This window comes from Sporofaciens musculi (assembly GCF_009830285.1).
GTDB classification, from domain to species: Bacteria; Bacillota; Clostridia; order Lachnospirales; family Lachnospiraceae; genus Sporofaciens; species Sporofaciens musculi.
The window spans coordinates 4,271,173-4,289,965 of sequence record NZ_WUQX01000001.1 but is presented as its reverse complement, the minus strand read 5'-3'; the positions used below and the strand labels follow the sequence as shown (position 1 = coordinate 4,289,965).

At 40.4% G+C, this 18,793-nt stretch carries 18 protein-coding genes, 1 pseudogene and 1 riboswitch; of the genes and pseudogenes, 15 read left to right on the top strand and 4 right to left on the bottom strand.

Features of this window, described 5'->3' with window-relative positions; translation table 11 throughout:
• Positions 1 to 28: 28 nt before the first annotated feature.
• Positions 29 to 124: riboswitch (purine riboswitch) on the bottom strand.
• Positions 125 to 165: 41 nt separating this feature from the next.
• Positions 166 to 1,500: an MATE family efflux transporter gene (locus tag GN277_RS21820; protein ID WP_159753663.1), complete on the bottom strand. Its 1,335-nt coding sequence runs from the start codon at positions 1,498 to 1,500 to the stop codon at positions 166 to 168.
• A 131-nt stretch (positions 1,501 to 1,631) separates the two neighbouring features.
• Between GN277_RS21820 and GN277_RS21815 the strand changes: the two genes are divergently transcribed.
• Positions 1,632 to 2,429 (top strand): MerR family transcriptional regulator, encoded by a 798-nt coding sequence (locus GN277_RS21815; RefSeq protein ID WP_159753660.1) that lies wholly within the window; start codon positions 1,632 to 1,634, stop codon positions 2,427 to 2,429.
• Between the two features lie 157 nt (positions 2,430 to 2,586).
• On the top strand, positions 2,587 to 3,474 hold the full coding sequence (locus GN277_RS21810) for a YitT family protein (protein WP_159753657.1): 888 nt from the start codon (positions 2,587 to 2,589) through the stop codon (positions 3,472 to 3,474).
• Here GN277_RS21810 and GN277_RS21805 read toward each other — a convergent pair.
• Together GN277_RS21805 and GN277_RS21800 are read right to left on the bottom strand one after the other, a co-directional pair.
• Positions 3,469 to 3,816 carry a hypothetical protein gene (locus GN277_RS21805; RefSeq protein ID WP_159753655.1) on the bottom strand — a complete coding sequence of 116 codons (348 nt, stop codon included), beginning with the start codon at positions 3,814 to 3,816 and terminating at the stop codon, positions 3,469 to 3,471. The two genes, GN277_RS21810 and GN277_RS21805, sit on opposite strands and share 6 nt — an antisense overlap.
• A 63-nt stretch (positions 3,817 to 3,879) precedes the next feature.
• On the bottom strand, positions 3,880 to 4,539 hold the full coding sequence (locus GN277_RS21800) for a TMEM164 family acyltransferase (RefSeq protein WP_159753652.1): 660 nt from the start codon (positions 4,537 to 4,539) through the stop codon (positions 3,880 to 3,882).
• 118 nt (positions 4,540 to 4,657) lie between these two features.
• Between GN277_RS21800 and GN277_RS21795 the strand changes: the two genes are divergently transcribed.
• From GN277_RS21795 to GN277_RS21735, 13 genes are all read left to right on the top strand, one after another.
• Positions 4,658 to 5,572: a DMT family transporter gene (locus tag GN277_RS21795; protein ID WP_159753649.1), complete on the top strand. Its 915-nt coding sequence runs from the start codon at positions 4,658 to 4,660 to the stop codon at positions 5,570 to 5,572.
• A gap of 104 nt (positions 5,573 to 5,676) precedes the next feature.
• Entirely contained in the window at positions 5,677 to 7,671 is a 1,995-nt protein-coding gene (locus GN277_RS21790; protein ID WP_159753646.1) for a glycoside hydrolase family 31 protein, read from the top strand.
• Between the two features lie 203 nt (positions 7,672 to 7,874).
• A complete protein-coding gene (gene hdhA, locus GN277_RS21785; RefSeq protein WP_159753643.1) occupies positions 7,875 to 8,672 on the top strand; it encodes a 7alpha-hydroxysteroid dehydrogenase in 798 nt (265 codons plus the stop codon).
• Between the two features lie 376 nt (positions 8,673 to 9,048).
• On the top strand, positions 9,049 to 9,558 hold the full coding sequence (locus GN277_RS21780; RefSeq protein WP_159753641.1) for a transcription termination factor NusG: 510 nt from the start codon (positions 9,049 to 9,051) through the stop codon (positions 9,556 to 9,558).
• Complete coding sequence (locus GN277_RS21775) at positions 9,555 to 10,085, top strand: transcription termination/antitermination NusG family protein (protein WP_159753638.1); 531 nt, start codon at positions 9,555 to 9,557, stop codon at positions 10,083 to 10,085. Before GN277_RS21780 ends, GN277_RS21775 begins: the two co-directional genes overlap by 4 nt.
• Positions 10,086 to 10,161: 76 nt before the next feature.
• Complete coding sequence (locus GN277_RS21770; RefSeq protein ID WP_159753635.1) at positions 10,162 to 10,989, top strand: aldolase/citrate lyase family protein; 828 nt, start codon at positions 10,162 to 10,164, stop codon at positions 10,987 to 10,989.
• 27 nt (positions 10,990 to 11,016) lie between these two features.
• Positions 11,017 to 11,652, top strand: coding sequence for a sugar transferase (locus tag GN277_RS21765; RefSeq protein WP_159753632.1), 636 nt, complete (start codon positions 11,017 to 11,019; stop codon positions 11,650 to 11,652).
• 41 nt (positions 11,653 to 11,693) lie between these two features.
• Complete coding sequence (locus GN277_RS21760) at positions 11,694 to 12,731, top strand: Ldh family oxidoreductase (RefSeq protein ID WP_159753629.1); 1,038 nt, start codon at positions 11,694 to 11,696, stop codon at positions 12,729 to 12,731.
• 9 nt (positions 12,732 to 12,740) lie between these two features.
• Entirely contained in the window at positions 12,741 to 13,292 is a 552-nt protein-coding gene (locus GN277_RS21755; protein ID WP_159753626.1) for an acyltransferase, read from the top strand.
• A gap of 8 nt (positions 13,293 to 13,300) precedes the next feature.
• Complete coding sequence (locus tag GN277_RS21750) at positions 13,301 to 14,137, top strand: LicD family protein (protein WP_204162774.1); 837 nt, start codon at positions 13,301 to 13,303, stop codon at positions 14,135 to 14,137.
• An 18-nt stretch (positions 14,138 to 14,155) separates the two neighbouring features.
• Entirely contained in the window at positions 14,156 to 15,286 is a 1,131-nt protein-coding gene (locus GN277_RS21745; protein ID WP_159753620.1) for a glycosyltransferase, read from the top strand.
• A complete protein-coding gene (locus GN277_RS21740; RefSeq protein ID WP_159753617.1) occupies positions 15,283 to 16,485 on the top strand; it encodes an EpsG family protein in 1,203 nt (400 codons plus the stop codon). The genes GN277_RS21745 and GN277_RS21740 overlap by 4 nt, the downstream gene beginning before the upstream one ends.
• A 3-nt stretch (positions 16,486 to 16,488) precedes the next feature.
• On the top strand, positions 16,489 to 17,301 hold the full coding sequence (locus GN277_RS21735) for a hypothetical protein (protein ID WP_159753615.1): 813 nt from the start codon (positions 16,489 to 16,491) through the stop codon (positions 17,299 to 17,301).
• Between the two features lie 43 nt (positions 17,302 to 17,344).
• Here the strand turns inward: GN277_RS21735 and GN277_RS21730 are convergent.
• Positions 17,345 to 18,717 (bottom strand): annotated as a pseudogene (locus GN277_RS21730) (IS4 family transposase).
• Positions 18,718 to 18,793 lie beyond the last annotated feature (76 nt).

The window sequence follows — 18,793 nt, the reverse complement described above, 5'->3', positions numbered from 1 at the left end:
CAAAAAAGCCATAACAATACAACTATAAGTTCCTTATCCCAGAACTTGTAGTCAACTGTTACGGCAGTTGGTAGACACGCTCATCCAATCATGAACTTATACAAGCTTTTCACTGTCCTTCATTATAGAATGGCAGGAAGCTTTCGTCAAGGTGATTTGGTCAAATTATGTCGGCATCTGTAACAGACATCTGCGTTTATAGTGCAGGAATAGCATGAGCGTAAGCAGCAGACACAATCCTTCTGCCACCGCTGACGCCCACCAGATTCCGTTTCCGCCAAAGAAAGACGTCAAAATCTTGAGGCTTAAGGCCACAAAGAGGAATCCCCTGCCAAGACAAATGGCCATGGCAGACTTGGGATACTCGATTGCCGTAAAGAAACCTCCTATGATAATGTTGACGCCGCAGAGCAGGAAGGAGTAAGAGAAGGTATAAAAAACTCTCACGGATTCCCTGCGTAATTCTGAAAGCTCAGGTGAGATAAACAGGCTGACTAAGGGAGACGCAATCAATCTGGATATCACAAATGAGGCAATGGAAAATACAACGCCGAAGCAGAGCGCATATTTGAGAAGAAGGTGGTACTTCTCTGGAAGCCGTCTGCCGTAGTAGTAGCTGACCAACGGCTGTATGCCCTGGGCAATGCCGGCCATGGACATGACGATAATGGTGCTTACATAGGTAACAATGGTATAACTGACAATATATTCTTCGTTCAGGTATGCCAGAATCGCATGATTAAAAAGGAAGATGACGATTCCTGCGGAAAATTCTGTGATTCCGGAGGACAGCCCAATCTTCACGGTCCGCCAGGCAAGGGACAGGGATGGGGAAAATCGAGTAAGCTTCATATGCGTCTTTTTACTGCAAAAATGGGTCAGATACAGAAGCACCACAATCAACTGGGATAACCCTGTTGCAAATGCCGCGCCCCAGACTCCTTTATGGAGGAGGATTACAAAGATATAGTCCAGAATACAGTTTAAAACAGCGCCGGCCGTGACGATAACAGTGGCTTTCATGGGATACCCGTCTGTCTTAATCAGCACCTCCAGAGAATATGAGCAGATAAAAAAGACGCTGAAGCAGGCAATAGTGGTGATGTAGGTCTTTACGTATCCGGAGGTTAGCTCTGTCGCGCCAAGGAAAGCGGCGATTTCTTCGGATTTCCAGAGGACGGCGGCAGTAACCAGTATTGACACAAGGATTATGGTGATGATATTCTGAGTAAACACCTCTTTTGCCTTCTGCTCCTGCTTTTCTCCAAGGAGGATTGCGATGACGGTGGAGGAGCCGACGGCAAACATCAGAGCCACGGAGAATAAAAGGGTCACAAAGGGCATTGCGATATTGACGCCGGACAGAGCAAGCTCTGACACGCCTCTGGCGACAAAGAGTCCGTCAATCATTGTATAGAGGGCATAGACCCACTGGGCTATGAGCGATGGGATAATAAAGCGAAAGAAATCATGCTTCAAGGATTTTCCTTCTAATTTCATGATAAAACCTCCTGTAAAATCTAACTTATTGCCTTATATTCTAAACCTTAGTATAATACTAAGGTCAAGAGAAATATTAAAAATTTGTGAGGGTTGATTTTTAGAGATGCAGACAGGAGAGCAGGTAGAAAATGAGCAAATATTTTAGAATAGGAGAGATTTCAAAAATGTACCATATCGGTACAGACTCCCTTCGATATTATGAGAAGATCGGTATTTTAAGCCCAAAGCGGGGGGAGAATCAGTATCGTCTTTACCGTACAGAGGATATCTGGCGGCTGAATGTGATAAGAGAGCTTAGAGAACTGGGATTTTCTATGGAACAGATTGGAGTCTATCTTAAGGACCATACAGTAAGCACCACCAGAATGCTTTTGGAGGAGGAGCTGCGTATGATTCAGGAAAAGCAGGAGAAGTTAAGGCTTCTTAAGAAAAATGTAAATGAGCGTATCCGGATGTTGTCAGAGTGCGACGAGCAGGAGATGGGAAAAGTAAGGCTGCGAAGGCTAGGGCTTCGTCGCTGCCATTATATTGATGAGGGATACCGCCAGGATGAGGAGATGGATGTGCTCATCAAACAGCTTTTGAATAAGAATCCAGAAACATTGTATATTATAGGGAGTAACCGGATTGGCTCTGTTATTCCAAAAGAAAGTGCGAGAAACAGCCGGTGCAGAGAATATTCTGGTGTGTTTATGATTGATGAGGAGGGGGATACGGTGATCCAGGGAGGGGATTATCTGACCCTCAGTTATCGCGGAGATTGCGGGCAGAATTATTATTTTCTGCCGAAGCTTCTTAATTACGCCAAGGAGAAGGGATACCGGATGGCAAGTGATGTGTATGAGCTTCTGTGGGTGGATATCCATGTGTCTGCGAGAGTGGACGAGCATATTACAGAACTGCAGTTTCGTGTGGAACGCCAATAGAATTTTCTCCATGAATTACAGTTGTAAAATTTCTTCATGGATGCTAGAATGAACGAAGATAAAGGGGTTGGAATGAACAGAGACAAAGGATGAGGTAAGGTTGTTTGTTTCAACGATTTTCGGGGGATGCGAAAGAAAAGAGAGGGACAAAGGAATTATGTTGGAGAAATTGAATGGTAAGAAGAAGGAAAGTCTGATACAGAATGGGTATATCGTGCTCGGATGTCTGACTTATGCAATCGGTCTGAATATGCTGATTACACCGCTTGACCTGTATAACGGAGGTTTTATGGGTATCGCCCAGTTGATTCGTACATTCCTGGTCAGCGTGCTTCATGTGCAGATGCCGCCGGGGATGGATATTGCGGGCGCCATATACTATATTTTAAACGTGCCCTTGTTTATCATGGGATTTCGGGTAATGGGAAAGGGATTTTTGATGAAGTCCTTGTTTGGTACGACTGTAATCAGTATCTTTCTGGTACTGGTTCCTGTGCCGCTGACACCGATTATTGAAGACTATCTGACAGCCTGTATCATTGGCGGAATCATTGCAGGCGCTGGAAGCGGTATGATTCTTAGAGGGAGGGGGACGGCAGGTGGCCCTGACATTATTGGTGTCTGCTGTGCGAAGAAATACCGGAATATCAGCGTGGGACAGGTCAATATCCTGTTGAATCTGGTGGTATATGGAATCTGTCTCTTTATGTTCGACATTGAAATTGTGGTATATTCCTTAATCTATGCCACTGTCTTTGCACTGACGGTTGACAAGGTGCATATTCAGAATATTAATACGAGTGTGATGATATTTACCAAGAAGGTGGGGATATCTAAGGCGATTATGGAGCAGACCGGACGAGGCGTGACTACCTGGGACGGAGAGGGAGCCTATACACAGATGCGTTCGTATATTCTGTTCGTTATGGTATCAAAATACGAGGTGAACCAGATTAAACATATTGTACATAGTATAGACCCCAATGCGTTTATGATTCTCACGGAAGGCTCCGCGGTAGTCGGTAATTTTGAGAAGCGGTTATAGCGCGCTGTATTTCTGGTAATCCTCCTTAAAATGCTGAAACTGTGCGTCAAGCGAGGCAAGGGCTGAATCGGAAAGGCTGTCAAGGAGTGCGGTCATGTCAGTCCTTGTCTTTGCAGGGTTACAGGGAACCTCCAGTGCAAAGTCACTGTATGCCCGCAATTTGTTGAAATACATTCCGGTGTCAGGCTCCTCCTGTCCATTGCGGCACATCTGGTACATGACGACGCAGTCGGTTGCGTCTAATTCCGTACATTTCCTGCAAATCCATTTGCCAAGAAAGTAATAGGCAGAGTCAATCTGGTATAAGAATCCTGGGGATTTTAATAGTTGTTCTGTCAGCATAATAGCACCTCCGTTTTTTGCTGTTATATTCTTTTTTCATTATACAAATCTTCAGTATTAGATTCAAGTAGATTCCTGACGATTGCAAGCGTGTGCGCTATAACGCGTCCAAAGCAGGTGAAGCAGCCCTGCCCCCATAAGAATAGATACAAGGTAGGATACAATTCCAAACGCATTTCCGAACATTTCTGCAATATCCCGATATACGATCTGACCCATCTGGTAGTAGGGGCTGATATAGAACATATTGATTTTCCCGTATGGATGAAAAACCAGGTTAAAAAATGTTGCAAGCAGGCAGCAGGCAAAGAAAAAGCCTGCAGTTTTGGCAAAGCCCTTTTTGGAAATGTCTGCCTTGCCTGAACGCCCTGCGTAAATCCCGATGATAATCAGAAGGATGTGCCATCCAAAGGAATGAATGGTCAGTGGGGCGTAACCGTAATACAGGCCGGTGGTATCAAAAAATGTAAAAATTCCGCCCAACAACCCGAAATCCATGAGGAATGTCAGCATCAGGCTTAAGAGCCGTTCTGAAGTTATAATAGGAAACATAAGGCAGATGTACATTGGAATACTGCACAACTGAAAGGGGAAATACCACCAGTTATACGAGCCGTGATTTAGGGTGCAGGTAAGGCAGTATTGTTTCCATAGCTCGCTTAGAAACATCAATAAACCGCAGTAAAATAGAAAATTTTTACATTTTATGCTATGCTTTTTCATGCGAATCTCCCATGATGACAGATGATTTAAGGTATGCTATAATAGTAAGGCTTGTGTTAGGGGACTGTCAAGGATATCCGTGGCAGCTCTCAAGAATTTTGTGAGGTGGTATTTGAAAATGAAAACAAAGAATGCATTAATATTGGTATTGACCGCATTTATCTGGGGAACGGCGTTTGTAGCTCAGAGTGTGGGAATGGATTATCTGGAGCCTTTTACCTTTAACGGAGTCAGAAGTCTGATTGGAGGAGTGGCGCTGCTTCCGTGTATTGCGCTGCTTCAGATGTTGAATAAAAAAGGCAATGGAGAAAGCAAAGCCGGCGGTGGAAATATTCGTGAGGACAGAAAGAATCTGGTGTTTGGAGGGATTGCCTGCGGATTGCTTTTGTTTGCCGCCAGCAGCCTTCAGCAGGTGGGAATCCAGTATACCACGGCTGGGAAAGCGGGATTTATTACCGCTTGTTATATTGTGATTGTCCCTGTGCTTGGTATATTTCTTAAGAAAAAGACAGGAGTTAAGGTGTGGGCGGCGGTTGTTATGGCTCTTGCCGGTTTATATTTTCTGTGTATGACGGAGAAATTTACCGTTGGAAAAGGGGATTTGCTAATCTTTGTCTGCGCGTTGGTATTTTCCGTACATATTCTTGTGATTGACTATTTTTCACCCAAGGTAGACGGGGTTAAGATGTCCTGTATCCAGTTCTTTGTGTGCGGGATTGCGTCTCTGCCCTTTATGTTCCTGTTGGAGACGCCCCAAATAGGGGCAATGGCAGCCGGATGGATTCCCCTTCTGTATGCGGGAGTGCTCTCCTGCGGCGTGGCGTATACTCTGCAGATTATCGGCCAGAAGAATGTGAATCCGGCGATTGCATCGTTGATATTAAGCCTTGAGTCCTGTTTCTCTGTGCTGGCCGGATGGGTTGTGTTGGGAGAACGGCTTTCCATGCGGGAGTCACTGGGATGTGTGCTGATGTTTGCGGCAATTATCTTAGCGCAGCTACCGGAGAAAGAGAAGGGGGCAGAACAAGCCTGAAAAGTCAAAAAAGTATCATTTATTGTATGGATAGTGTTAGAAAGTCTGGGGAAGTTATCATATAATAGAGTTCAAAAGATGGGAACAAGGAGGCAGACTAGAGTATGGTACGTAAATATGTGTATGGAGAGCCCTTTGAGACAGAAGCCGTTGTGATGGAGATGGCGGCGGAGAGGGGACAGGAGACTCTTAACGTGGGACAGGTTTCTTTAAAGGATGGTTTTTCATTTTCTTATGAGATGGCAGGAAATGATATCGTCTATGGTTTGGGAGAAGCCAACAGAGGCCTGAATAAGCGGGGATACTGCTATATCAGTAATTGTACGGATCAGCCCAACCACACGGAGGATAAGCGTTCTCTGTATGGCGCGCACAATTTTATCGTGGTATCTGGGGAGAGGAATTTCGGATTATTCTTTGATTATCCGGCTAAGATTACATTTGATATCGGATATACAAGGTCAGAGCTTCTAAGGGTGAGCCTGGAGGCGGCGGATTTGTACCTGTATGTGATTGAGGGAGACTCGGCCTATGACATTGTGAAGCAGTTTCGTAAGATGATTGGCAGAAGCTATATCCCGCCGAAGTTTGCTTTCGGGTTCGGGCAGAGCCGTTGGGGATATAAGACGAGAGAGGATTTCCTGAAAGTCGCAGAAGGATACCAAAAGAACGACATCCCTATTGACATGATCTACATGGATATTGACTATATGCAGGATTATAAGGATTTTACCGTGAATAAAGAAAATTTTCCGGATTTTCCTGGTTTTGTACAGGGAATGCGTGAGAATGGAATCCGCATGGTTCCGATTATTGACGCCGGTGTGAAGGTGGAGGAAGGTTATTTTGTCTATGACGAAGGCGTGGAAAAAGGGTATTTCTGTAAACGGGAGGATGGAAGCGAATTTGTGGCTGCTGTATGGCCTGGCGATACACATTTTCCAGATGTATTAAATAAGGACGCAAGGAAATGGTTTGGCGGCAAATACCGAATCCTGATTGAGCAGGGAATCGAAGGCTTCTGGAATGATATGAATGAGCCGGCGATTTTCTATTCCCGTGAAGGTATGGACGAGCTGCTGGCTGCCCTTCGCAAGTATGCAGGGGAGGATGTGGAGAGGATTCCTCTGGAGGAGTTAGAGAAGGTCACAGGGATTTCCAATTCTCCGGCAGATTACAGCCGGTTCTACCATTGTGTGCATGGGAAGATGATACGCCATGACAAGGTGCATAACCTTTACGGATATAACATGACAAGGGCGGCAGGAGAGGCTTTTAAGGAGATTGCCCCAGATAAACGGCTTTTGCTGTTTTCCCGTTCCTCCTATGTGGGGATGCACCGCTACGGCGGAATCTGGACGGGGGACAATAAGTCCTGGTGGTCTCATATCCTGTTGAATCTGAAAATGATGCCGTCGTTGAACATGTGCGGTTTCCTGTATGCAGGCGCGGATTTGGGCGGATTTGATGCAGATGCTACCAGAGATTTGGTCCTTCGGTGGATGGCTCTTGGAGTGTTTACACCGCTTATGCGTAATCATTCGGCAATGGGAACCAGGGATCAGGAGGCGTACCAGTTTGAGGGTGTGGAGGATTTCCGAGGTATCATTGAGACAAGGTATCGGTTAATTCCTTATCTGTACAGCGAGTATATGAAGGCGGCGTTGAATGACGAGCTTTATTTCAAACCATTGGCGTTTGTTTATCCAAGTGACTCTTTTGCGGCAAATGTGGAGGATCAGGTAATGCTTGGAGACGAGGCGATGATTGCGCCTGTGTATACCCAGAATGCAAAGGGACGATATGTCTATCTGCCGGAGAGAATGATGCTGGTGAAGTTCTCTAAGGAAGGGCAGTATACGGAAGAAATTCTGGAGAAGGGGCATCATTTTGTAGAGGTGGCTCTTAACGAGGTTCCACTGTTTATTCGGGAGGGAAGATGTATTCCTCTTGTGAAAGCGGCCAGATGTGTGGAGGAGCTGGATTCCATATGTCCTGAGATGATTGGATTTGAGGGAGCAGAGTATCTTCTCTATGAAGATGACGGGTTTACGAAGGATTATGACAAGGAGGGGAGCTATCGGAAGCTTAAGATTTAGGCTGAACTGTTACTATGGGGCAAGTGTGGTCAGCGCTTGCCTCTTGACATATGGGGAATAAAATCTTTCTATTTATCAGACAAATTACCGCAAAATCCTGCATTTGTTCTAATATTATTGATTATTTTGAAGAAAGAGGATAGAATAATTACATTAATATAGGATGGCTTTGAAGCCGCAAACAGTATACAGGAGGTTTATGTATGAGATTGGAAGGAAAAGTAGTATTGATTACAGCGTCAACCAGGGGAATCGGACTTGCAACAGTGAAGGCATGTGCAAAAGAGGGGGCAACGGTTTACATGGCGGCAAGAAATCTTGAGCTTGCGAAATCAGTTGCAGATGAGTTGAATGCAGAGGGCGGAAATGTAAAATATGTGTACAACGACGCTACAAAGGAAGAAACATTCTCAACAATGGTGGAGGAAGTGGTAGAAAAAGAAGGACGCATTGATGTGCTGGTGAATAACTTTGGTACTTCTAATCCAAGGGAGGACTTGGATCTTGCTCATACGGACGTGAATGTATTTATCAATACCGTGAATATCAACTTAAAGAGTGTATTTATTGCGTCTCAGGCAGCAGTTAAGGAGATGGCAAAGACAGGCGGCGGAAGCATTATCAATATTTCCTCCGTAGGCGGACAGGTGCCGGATATCTCACAGGTTGCTTATGGAACCAGCAAGGCGGCCATTAATTATATGACGAAGCTTACGGCAGTTCACGAGGCGCGCCACAATATCCGCTGTAATGCGGTGCTGCCGGGAATGACGGCAACGGACGCGGTTCAGAACAATCTGACAGATAATTTTAGAGATTTGTTCCTTAAACATACTCCGATTCGCAGAATGGGTCTGCCAGAGGAGATGGCAGCGGCAGTTGTATATTTTGCAAGTGACGAAAGCGCGTTTACGACTGGACAGATTATGACGGTGGCAGGCGGGTTCGGACTTGCGACACCGGTGTTTGGTGATTTGGTGGAGAGCGCTGAGCGGAGATAATTCGATTTTTTGTAAAGATTTACGAATAGAAAACAATATATATAAGGTGTGGTTTGTTCACACAATAAAAAAATTCGCAGAGTAAAATATTCTGCGAATTTTTCTTTAAACAGCATATCTATTATAACTATCTAAAATAAATAAATCAATACTTAATTTACTTTTGTAAAAAAATGGTGCAAAATCACGAAAGAAAAACAGAATTAATATCAATCTATTTTAGAGAGTATCTTGAATTGTCTATTAATTATAAATAAAGTCTATAAATTTACCCGTAAATCAATTTAAAAATTTTCGCAGAGTATTTTACTCAACGAAAGAAGGGATTAGAATCTGGTACTTTTTGACCTGCAATAAGCAGGAGGAACAGAAAATATTGACAATATGCAGAGAAAAGTTGTCTCCAAAGGCATACGGGAAGATTTTTGTTCTGACCTATGACAGACTGAGGCGGTATGAGGGCGCCTGGCATTTGGAAAGGCAGCTTATGTTCCCAGGTCATATATTTCTGGAAAGTGAGAATGAGGAGTTTTTATCAGAAGAACTCGGAAAATACAGCGATACGGTTGAGTATCAGAAGCATCTGATTCCTATGAGTCAGGAAAAAGAAATGTTCCTGAAAAGGTTGTGCAAAGAAGAATTCCATCTAAGGATGTCTAAAGGGATTATCTGTAAGGGAAATACACAGATAACCGAAGGCCCGTTAAAAGGCTTGGAGAACCGGATTTGCAGAATAGACCGGCATAAAAGGTTGGCAAAGATTGAGATGATAAGAAAGCCAGACGAAGTAAGACCGTATGGGAAAAAGGTTGGAATTGAGGGAAAATCGTTGTCAGATGTTTGTTATGTTACGGCGGGTTTGGAGATAACGGAGAAGATAGTATGAATGAAAAATGGCATGTGATGCGTACGATTCCTGGGAAGGAATCAGAAGCGGTTGCATTGATGGAAAGTAAGATTAACCGAGCATTGTGGCAAGACTGCCGGATTCTGAAAAAACAGCAGTTATTCCGAACACAGGGGAGGTACTTGCTTAGCAGGAAAGATATGTTTCCAGGGTACATTTTTGTCCGTACTGAGTTTCCGGATGAACTTAGGGATGAACTGAGGAAAGCAAGGCAATTTCCGCAGTTGGTAGGCAGTCAGATGGAGGAGCTTGTTCCGGTGGAGAAGGACGACCTACTTTTTCTGGAGAAGGTATGTGGTAAGGAGTTGACGCATGATATGAGGCTGTCAACAGTGCAGGTGGACGAAGCTGGTCTGGTGCGAAGCGCAAGCGGGGCGCTTAAGTCATATGTGGGAAGAATTACAAGACAGAGGCTGAGACACAGGTATGTGACGGCGGAGGTGCTCTTGTTTAACCGGAGGGAGAATGTTTTGTTTGGGATACGGATGGACGGGGATCCGGTGTGATTAGGTGGGATATAAGGAATGGCTCATGACACCAGAATAAGTAAGTTTGGTTAAAAGAATAAGTGAGGTGAGTTATATGCCGTTGAAGCTAATGTATATCACGAATAAGGCGGACGTTGCTCAAATAGCAGAAGCTGCAGGTGTTGATCGAATCTTTGTTGACATGGAATATATAGGAAAGGCTAATCGTCAGGGCGGCATGGATACAGTTCAGAATCATCATACGCTGGAAGATGTCAGAAAGATTGCACAAGCAATCGAAAAGGCAGAGCTGCTTGTTAGAATTAACCCTATTCATGAAGAAACAGAAAGAGAAATATCTTCAAAAGAAGAAATTGACAAGTCTGTAGAATATGGGGCAGATCTTATCATGCTGCCATATTTTAAAACTTCTGGAGAGGTTCATAAGTTTATAGAATATGTAAAAGGCAGAGTCAAAACAATGCTGTTGGTTGAGACGCCAGAAGCTGTCGAGATTATTGATGATATATTAAAGATTAACGGCATTGATGAAATCATGATAGGACTAAATGATTTGAGCCTTGCATATAAAAAGAAATTTATGTTTGAACTTCTCAGTGACGGAACAGTAGAGGATTTGTGCTACAAATTCAAAAAAGCGGGCATCCCCTATGGATTTGGAGGCATTGCGGCTATTGGAAAAGGGGAGCTGCCTGCTGAACGAATTATTACAGAGCATTACCGGTTAGGTTCGACACGTGTTATTCTATCCAGAAGCTTTTGTAATACAGATTTAGTAAAACATCTTGGAATAATTAGCGAAACATTTATAAAAGGTGTTAAGGATATTCGTGATTACGAGGAAAAGGTTTCTGTATATAGCAATTATTTTAAGGGGAATGAAAATGAAATAAAAGAGATTATAAGGCGGCTTGCAATATAAAATTATTAAAAGTAATTGAGGGCTGAGATGAAAAGGAAAATTTATCGTGATTACATAAAAAGATTTATAGATGTAGGAGTTTCGTTAGTTGGTCTGCTTATTACTTCACCAATTTTGGTAATAACTGCCATTGCAATTAAAATGGATTCAAAAGGGGATGTTTTATTTCGTCAGAGAAGATTAGGAAGATATGGTAATGAATTTATAATATATAAATTTAGGTCCATGTGTATGGATGCTGAAAAAAAGGGGTCGGGACAATATTCCTTTAAAGGTGATCCAAGGGTTACCCGAATAGGTAAGTTGATTAGGGCAGCCAGTATTGACGAACTTCCTCAGTTTATCAATATCATAAAAGGAGATATGTCTTTAATAGGTTTCCGCCCTCCTTTGACGTATCATCCATGGCCAATAGAGCAGTATACGGAGGAACAGATGAAAATGTTTTCTGTTCGTCCGGGAGTGACAGGATGGGCACAGGTACATGGAAGGAAAGAAGTTCAATGGGCAGATAGGATTGAAATGGGAATTTGGTATGCAGAACATGTATCTTTTCTGCTGGATTTGAAGATTCTTATTTTGACAGTAATTAAAGTCTTGACGAATGCCAACAATGAAAATACCGTACTTACTACTGGTAATGGTACGATTGAGAAAAAATAAGTTTTTTCGCATTGATAATTAAGCCATTGAGGTAAATATGGATGAAAAGATATGAAATTTTTAAGATAAAAAAATGTGCTTTGCTCATATTAGAAAAAATAGGACTAAGTAATAAAGAGGCAAATGTTTTATTAGATGTATTGATTGCTTCAGATAGCTATGGAGTACACACACACGGTCTGTCAGTTTTTTCCTCTCATGTGGAGCGCATAAAGAGAGGCGGATATCAATTAGGGATTGAGCCGATTATTGAAAAGGAATTTCCCGCCTTCATGTCTGTAAATGCACAGAATAGTATTGGTATGTATTCGGCAGCCTTTTGTATGGAAAAAGTAATAAAACATGGGATAAATGCAGGCGTATATACTGTTTTTTGTAAAGATTGTAATACATATGGACCTGCATTTTATTATACTAAAATGGCAACAGATAAGAAATTAATAGGAATTACCTTCTGTAACAGTCCTTCAGCGATGGCGCCATGGGGAGGGTATGAAAAAATGCTGGGGACAAATCCTGTTGCTGTGGGTATACCAGGCAAGAATGAAGGACCAATATTATTTGATATGGCCACAAGTATTGTGGCAAAGTCCAAAATTAATGAAGCGAGAAAAAAAGGAAAAAGGATTCCAAATGGATGGGCTTTAGATATCAATGGTGATTCTACTACAGATCCAATAGAAGCAATCAAAGGGCTGGTGCTGCCAATGGCCGGACCTAAAGGATATGGCTTGTCTATGATGATCGATATTATTGCAGGATTACTTTCAGGGGCGGCATATCAGAATGGTGTAGGGCGATTTTATTCCGAGGATAACAACAGCATGAATGTTGGACAGGTGTTTATAGCAATTAATCCTGAATTAGTGATGTCGGCAGATTTCTATGGAATGATAGACCAATATATTGAAAATATCCATTGTTCAAAGGCAAAAGACGATAGCACCATACTTTTTCCGGGAGAAAGGAAATTGAGAGAGTATGAAAAAAGCCAATGTGTCGGTATAGAATTATCAGACGAGGTTGTAGACTCTATAAACAGACTGTTGGTTGACTATAATATAGATTGCAGATTGTGAGGCGTACATATGTTTAAAGATTTACGATATCAATTTTTTAGATTGTTTGTGTCTTTGCTTCCCTGGGGAACGATGAGAACAAAATGGATTGTAAAAAAGAATGTATTTCGAGCTGTAGGAGAAAATTTTTATTTCTGCCCAAGGAAGATACCGGCAGACCCAAAGTATATTATTTTTCATAATAATGTAAGCGTTGCCGCTGATGTTGTATTCTGCAATCATGATGTTATTTATAAGGTGTTTAATAGTATGGGGGGGGGGTATAGAGAATGCTCAAAGTACTATGGCTGTATAGAGGTCATGGACCATGTATTCATAGGGACTAAGAGTGTTATCTTACCCAATGTAAGAATTGGCTCGAATGTAATTATTGCGGCGGGAAGCATTGTTACAAAGGATTTGGAATCAGGTGGAGTATATGCAGGAAATCCGGCAAAACGAATAGGTGATTTTGGTAACATTTTAGATAATCGTTTGAACTGGACAGAAGCAGTAAAAGGATTAGATGATAATTCGTTACAAAATTATTTATGGGATGACTTTTTGAATAAAAGGAAATGAGGAAGCAGATGCGTAAGGTTACAGAACTAAGGGAATTGCAGTTAATAGAGACAAATATATTTAAAGAGTTTTTGATGTTTTGTAAGAAGCATAGTTTGAAAGTAAACGTTCTGGGAGGGACATTGATTGGCGCTGTCAGGCATAAGGGATTTATTCCTTGGGATGATGATATTGATGTAAGCATGTCCAGACCGGACTATGAGAAATTGGTTAGGTTACAGAAAAAAGGAGAAGCAATATCAGAGCATTGTTATCTGATGGCAGCAGAGACTGATGATAGTTTTAATGGTTACATTCCACAGGTTGTATACCGAGAATCAAGAATGCTGTCCGGTCAATATCGTGAGAAGGAAGAATTAAAAATTGGAATAAGTATTTTTGTATATGATGGGACGCCAAGAAGTAGTCTAATTAGAAAGATATATTTTAAGAAGATGTTTCTGCTTCGCTCTATGCACGCATTGTGTCGTGCAGATTTTGAACACGTAAATACTGGCATGGCAAAAAAGATAGGGCCAATTATTCAGCCGTTTTTTAAATCCAAAAATACGAAAAAATACCGCAACAAGGTTTTAAAAGCTGCAAAAAAATATCCTTATATGGATAGTAAATTTGTAGCGCCTAATGCTGATACAGCTGCATATAAAGAAGTGGTAAAAAAGTCAGTTTATGAGCAATCAAAAGAATTGGAATTTGAGGGATTTCAGTGTTTTGCAGCTAGTAACTATATTGAACATCTAAAGAAATATTATGGCGATTATATGCAGTTTCCACCTGAAGAAGTTAGAGTCGCAAAGCATAGTTTTGATGCGTGGATTGAAAAATCATACCAGGCACACATTTGAGACGGAAGGATATGTAGTATGAGAAAAAGATTGATACTTATAAATTCATGTAAGGGATTATATGGAGGTGTGGAGTCTTTTCTGCTCAATATATTTTATCATTTAAACCAAGATGAATTTGAGGTCATCTTTTTGACTTGCGGAACCTCAACGTATAATATGTTTCGAGAGGACATCCTTAAGCGTGGAGGATATATAGATGAAATTCCAATCTATGCAGATTCTATAAAAAAACAAAGGTTATTGTACAGTGAGCTAAGATTATATTATCGTGAAAAGAAGCCTGACATTGTTCACATCAATAGCGGAGGATTATCCTTTCATTTACTTGCAGGAAAAGCAGCAAAGGATGAAGGTATAAAAGGAATTATCTTACATTCGCACAATTTTATCCCCAGTCAAAAGAACTTAAAAGAATTTGTCAAAGGATTGATGAAGCGTAAGCTAAAGACCTATGGTACACATTATCTGGCATGTTCAAAAGGTGCGGCAGAATGGATTTTTTCAAAGTCGCTTGTGGAACAGGGACATGTGGAGATTATACCAAATGGGATTGATACAGAGAAGTTTACATTTGATTCATATAAAAGAAGGCTGTTTAGAGATGAGTTAGGGATAAAGAATGAATTAGTTATCGGAAATATTGGCAGGTTTCAAAGTCAAAAGAATCATTATTTTATTATTCGGATTATGAAGGAAGTAACTAGAACGATTTCAGATGCGAAATTATTGCTGGTGGGAAAAGGAGAACTACAGACAGAAATAGAAGAATATGTCAACAAACTTAATTTAAATAAGAATGTAATTTTTCTTGGTGAGAGGCGTGATATGGATGCATTTCTGTCTGGAATAGATGTTTTTATACTTCCCTCTTTATATGAAGGGTTTGGGATTGTGGCAGTTGAAGCACTTGCTTCTGGGGCAAAAGTCTTTTTATCCGATAAAATACCAAAGGAGACAAATGTGACTGGAAGTGCTATATATCTCCCTATAAAGGATAATCAGGACGAATCATTATGGGCTAAAAGAATTTGTAAATATGTTCTTAGCGATGATCGGACAGCACAAGGCGGTAAGGTCTCTGATGCAGGATATGATGTAAAAAATTATTGTTATAGAATGAAGGAAATATACAGGAGTATAGGATGATGTTTGCCAGATATATGCACATGCTTTCATGGGGATTATTATACGCTTCATTTAGTGTAATAATATGTTATCTATATGGGGTATTAAATAATAAAGGTAATTCGATATCTTTTTCCATGGGTAAAAAAAGGCTGGGAAGATTGTATTTTGCAGACGTAATTATTTATTTAATCATAACCACAATATCTGCTATTAGACTAAATACTGGATCAGATTTTTATAATTATTATACATATTTTAACCAAGTAAAAGAAAAATATACATCCGTTAAGGAAATATTGATACAGCCGCAAAGTGGGTATTCTGTCTTGTCATGGATTATAAAATCATTTATTGACTATGAATTTGCAATTTTTGTGGTAATTGCAGTGCTGTCATATGCTTATCTTTTTCATATGCTGCGAAGCGAAATTGATGATACTCCCTGTGCTTTGCTTTGTTATATGTTTTTAGGATATTATGCATATTCAAACAATATTCTGAAACAGTATATTGCAATGGCTTTTATTATGTGTGCTTATCTTAATCATGACAGAAAAAAACCAGTGCGATTTGTATTGTTTGTTGTTTTTGCCACATGGTTTCATTATTCAGCTTTATTTGTTGTGATAGTGATGTATTTGGTTCGTAGAATGGAACCTAGTTTTGGAAAGTACTGGATGTCTGTAATAGGTGGAATAGGAGTTGGATTGGTAGTAAGTCATGTTCTGTCATTTGCCATAAGGTTAATTCCGTCAGCGGCTGGCTATGAGAAATATATTAACTGGAGACGCAGCGGTCAATTTAGACTGATAGCGGCTGTCGCCGGAATGTGTGTCATATATATGATATTGACATTTGTAATATTGAAATATAAAGAGAATGTCAAAACAGTAAATGAAAAACGATATCAGGAGATCATCTTTTTGATAATTGGTTTGGGTATTAATTTGGTAGCAGTTCGACAATGGATTATTAATAGAATGGCTATTTATTTTTACCAGTTTATTATTTTAATATTACCTACGATGTTTAGCGGGATGGAGCCGAAAAAAAGAAAAAAATTAAAGACATATTTGTATTTTGCCATGTTTTTGTATATGATTTTTAGCAGCATATTTCTGGGCGAAAATGAGTATTACAGTTACAACACTGTATTTAGTGGGGATACCGTTATTTCGGATGTACAATATAATATTATTCATGGATGGTCGAGATGATATATGGAAGGACAAAGCAGGACAAAAAATTCGATAATAAACGTAGCTGCGGCTGTATCCGGGCAAGGAATAAGCATTATCATAAGTTTTATTGCAAGAATTATTTTTATTTCAAAACTAGGTGAGGTATATTTAGGCGTTAATAGCCTGTTTGGGAATATAGTTGGTCTGCTTTCGTTAGCAGAATTAGGAGTTGGAACCGCTATCAATTATAGTTTATATAAGCCTTTAGCAGAAAGCAATATTCCGCGAATAAAGGGGCTTATGGATTTATATAGAAAAACATATTATGTCATTGGAGTTACAATTCTTGTGATAGGGATCCTCCTAATGCCTTTTTTGGAGATCTTTATGAAGGCTTCGGAAACAAACAGCATACCGCAGCTCCATTTGATATTTTTCTTGTTTTTGCTGAATACGTCAGTTTCATATTTTTATTCATTTAAAAGAGCGCTCATAATTTCAGATCAGAAACGTTACATAGCCACAATTTATCGCTATGTGTTTTATATAGTTATGAATGTGGCTCAAATAGGCGTACTTATTGCAACATGTAATTTTATTTTATATTTAATTGTTAATTTGATAAGCACCATAGCAGAAAATATTTGTGTATCGCGTAAAGCAGATAAAATGTATCCTTATTTAAAAGAAAAGGATATTGAAAAGCTGGATAGTGGGATTATTTGTGAAATAAAAAAGAATACTGTGGCATTGCTCTATCATAAAGTAGGAAGTTCTGTTGTTAATTCCACAGATAATATTTTAATATCAAAAACTCAAACTTCGCACATAGATTTTAGCTATGCACCTTGAAAATTCAATATCTGGCAGTATTTAGTTGTCAATGTTCAGTCAATTATGCCACTTGCAGCTTCGATTTTAAAAGTGCAGGTATTGCATCCATAAATGCTTTTACCAGCTCGTCGATTTTTTCATCAGATATATCTATCTGATCCACAAGCAGAGTTCTGAACATTTGAAGCAGTATTTGAAAAGCCTGTATCCATGTGATATCAGACATCTCATCAGAAAAGTATAAAAACAGTTCCCCCATAGAACGGGTATCATTAGATTCCCGGTTCTCCAGGGAAAGCATCATATATCTTGTAAAAACGATTGCTGTATGGGCAGTCATTGCATCATAAGATAGGGATCTGCATTCTTTACTTAGATTAAGATAGCTCTTGCAGACTTTAAAGAATACTTCAATATCCCAACGTTTTCCATAAATGCGGATAATCTCTTCTTCACTCAGACTCACGTCTGTGGAAATGAGACAAAGATATTCCTTTCTCTTGTTTTTGTTACGGATATAGACCACTTTGGCAGGGATGGTTTTTCCTTCCTTTACAACATCTACCATGACGGAAAGCAGATACCGGGAACGTCCACGCCGTTTCCTGTTTTTCTTGTAAATAGTTGTCAGCGGCATATCTTCGCTGTTATACCGGAAGAACATTTTAGGTGTTTTCTTTACCATTGCAATTACATCATATCCGATTTCTTTGACAGCATGAAGAGAGCTTGGAGAAGAGAACCAGCTGTCAAACAGAACGTATTTAGCCGGAATACCAGCCTTTTTAGCAGATTTTAAAAGTTCCAGCATGGCGATCGTTCCTTTCTTGACAGCAAGCATACGGCGCTTATATCCAACCGTTCTTTTATCCGTTTCCTTTGCTTCATTGATTCTGTTCTTTTTATTTTCGGTGGAGAGAAGGACACTGTTGACCGGGAGAAAAGTGCTTCCGTCTGACCAGCCTAATGTAAGCATGCGAAAACCAAATTTATAACAATGTTTTGCATGGTCATATACCTTTGCAAGAAGTTCCACTTTTTGGAACGGTTACGTTCAAACATGGAATCGTCAATGATCAGTACGTTGACACGGTCTGCGGAATCAAGTGGAGCAATGGCATCCCTAATGATTCGGCTGGATAAAACCGTTGTGAACCGAATCCAGTTAATCTGGAGCATTTTCATAAAACGATAAACCGTATCTTTTGCAAAATCCGGTGAGTCTTTTCCAATCAGCAGGTTCATATACATACTTCTGTTTGAAAATATCAAAAGAAACAGATACTGAAAAATCAGTGCTGCAGAAATTCCCTTCTTTTTGTAGGCATTAGCAGTTTTCAATGCAGAAGAAAGATGAAACCGTGTAAAAAATCTTCTGATAGATTTCAGAATCTGGTTATCATTTTGATTGTCTTGTGTTATACTTTTATTCATAGCATGAGCCTCCGGATATATGATTGTTTCTGAACAACTCAATTATATCAAAACCAGACGGTTTCATGCTATTTTT

Bases quoted from the DNA above. Each gene is read 5' to 3' on its own strand.
- GN277_RS21795 (WP_159753649.1), top strand. From the start codon at position 4,658: ATGAAAACAAAGAATGCATTAATATTGGTATTGACCGCATTTATCTGG.
- GN277_RS21815 (WP_159753660.1), top strand. From the start codon at position 1,632: ATGAGCAAATATTTTAGAATAGGAGAGATTTCAAAAATGTACCATATC.
- GN277_RS21820 (WP_159753663.1), bottom strand. From the start codon at position 1,500: ATGAAATTAGAAGGAAAATCCTTGAAGCATGATTTCTTTCGCTTTATT.
- GN277_RS21750 (WP_204162774.1), top strand. From the start codon at position 13,301: ATGCGTAAGGTTACAGAACTAAGGGAATTGCAGTTAATAGAGACAAAT.
- GN277_RS21755 (WP_159753626.1), top strand. From the start codon at position 12,741: ATGTTTAAAGATTTACGATATCAATTTTTTAGATTGTTTGTGTCTTTG.
- GN277_RS21770 (WP_159753635.1), top strand. From the start codon at position 10,162: ATGCCGTTGAAGCTAATGTATATCACGAATAAGGCGGACGTTGCTCAA.
- GN277_RS21735 (WP_159753615.1), top strand. From the start codon at position 16,489: ATGGAAGGACAAAGCAGGACAAAAAATTCGATAATAAACGTAGCTGCG.
- GN277_RS21760 (WP_159753629.1), top strand. From the start codon at position 11,694: ATGAAAAGATATGAAATTTTTAAGATAAAAAAATGTGCTTTGCTCATA.
- GN277_RS21810 (WP_159753657.1), top strand. From the start codon at position 2,587: ATGTTGGAGAAATTGAATGGTAAGAAGAAGGAAAGTCTGATACAGAAT.
- GN277_RS21745 (WP_159753620.1), top strand. From the start codon at position 14,156: ATGAGAAAAAGATTGATACTTATAAATTCATGTAAGGGATTATATGGA.
- GN277_RS21765 (WP_159753632.1), top strand. From the start codon at position 11,017: ATGAAAAGGAAAATTTATCGTGATTACATAAAAAGATTTATAGATGTA.
- hdhA (WP_159753643.1), top strand. From the start codon at position 7,875: ATGAGATTGGAAGGAAAAGTAGTATTGATTACAGCGTCAACCAGGGGA.
- GN277_RS21740 (WP_159753617.1), top strand. From the start codon at position 15,283: ATGATGTTTGCCAGATATATGCACATGCTTTCATGGGGATTATTATAC.
- GN277_RS21775 (WP_159753638.1), top strand. From the start codon at position 9,555: ATGAATGAAAAATGGCATGTGATGCGTACGATTCCTGGGAAGGAATCA.
- GN277_RS21805 (WP_159753655.1), bottom strand. From the start codon at position 3,816: ATGCTGACAGAACAACTATTAAAATCCCCAGGATTCTTATACCAGATT.
- GN277_RS21800 (WP_159753652.1), bottom strand. From the start codon at position 4,539: ATGAAAAAGCATAGCATAAAATGTAAAAATTTTCTATTTTACTGCGGT.
- GN277_RS21790 (WP_159753646.1), top strand. From the start codon at position 5,677: ATGGTACGTAAATATGTGTATGGAGAGCCCTTTGAGACAGAAGCCGTT.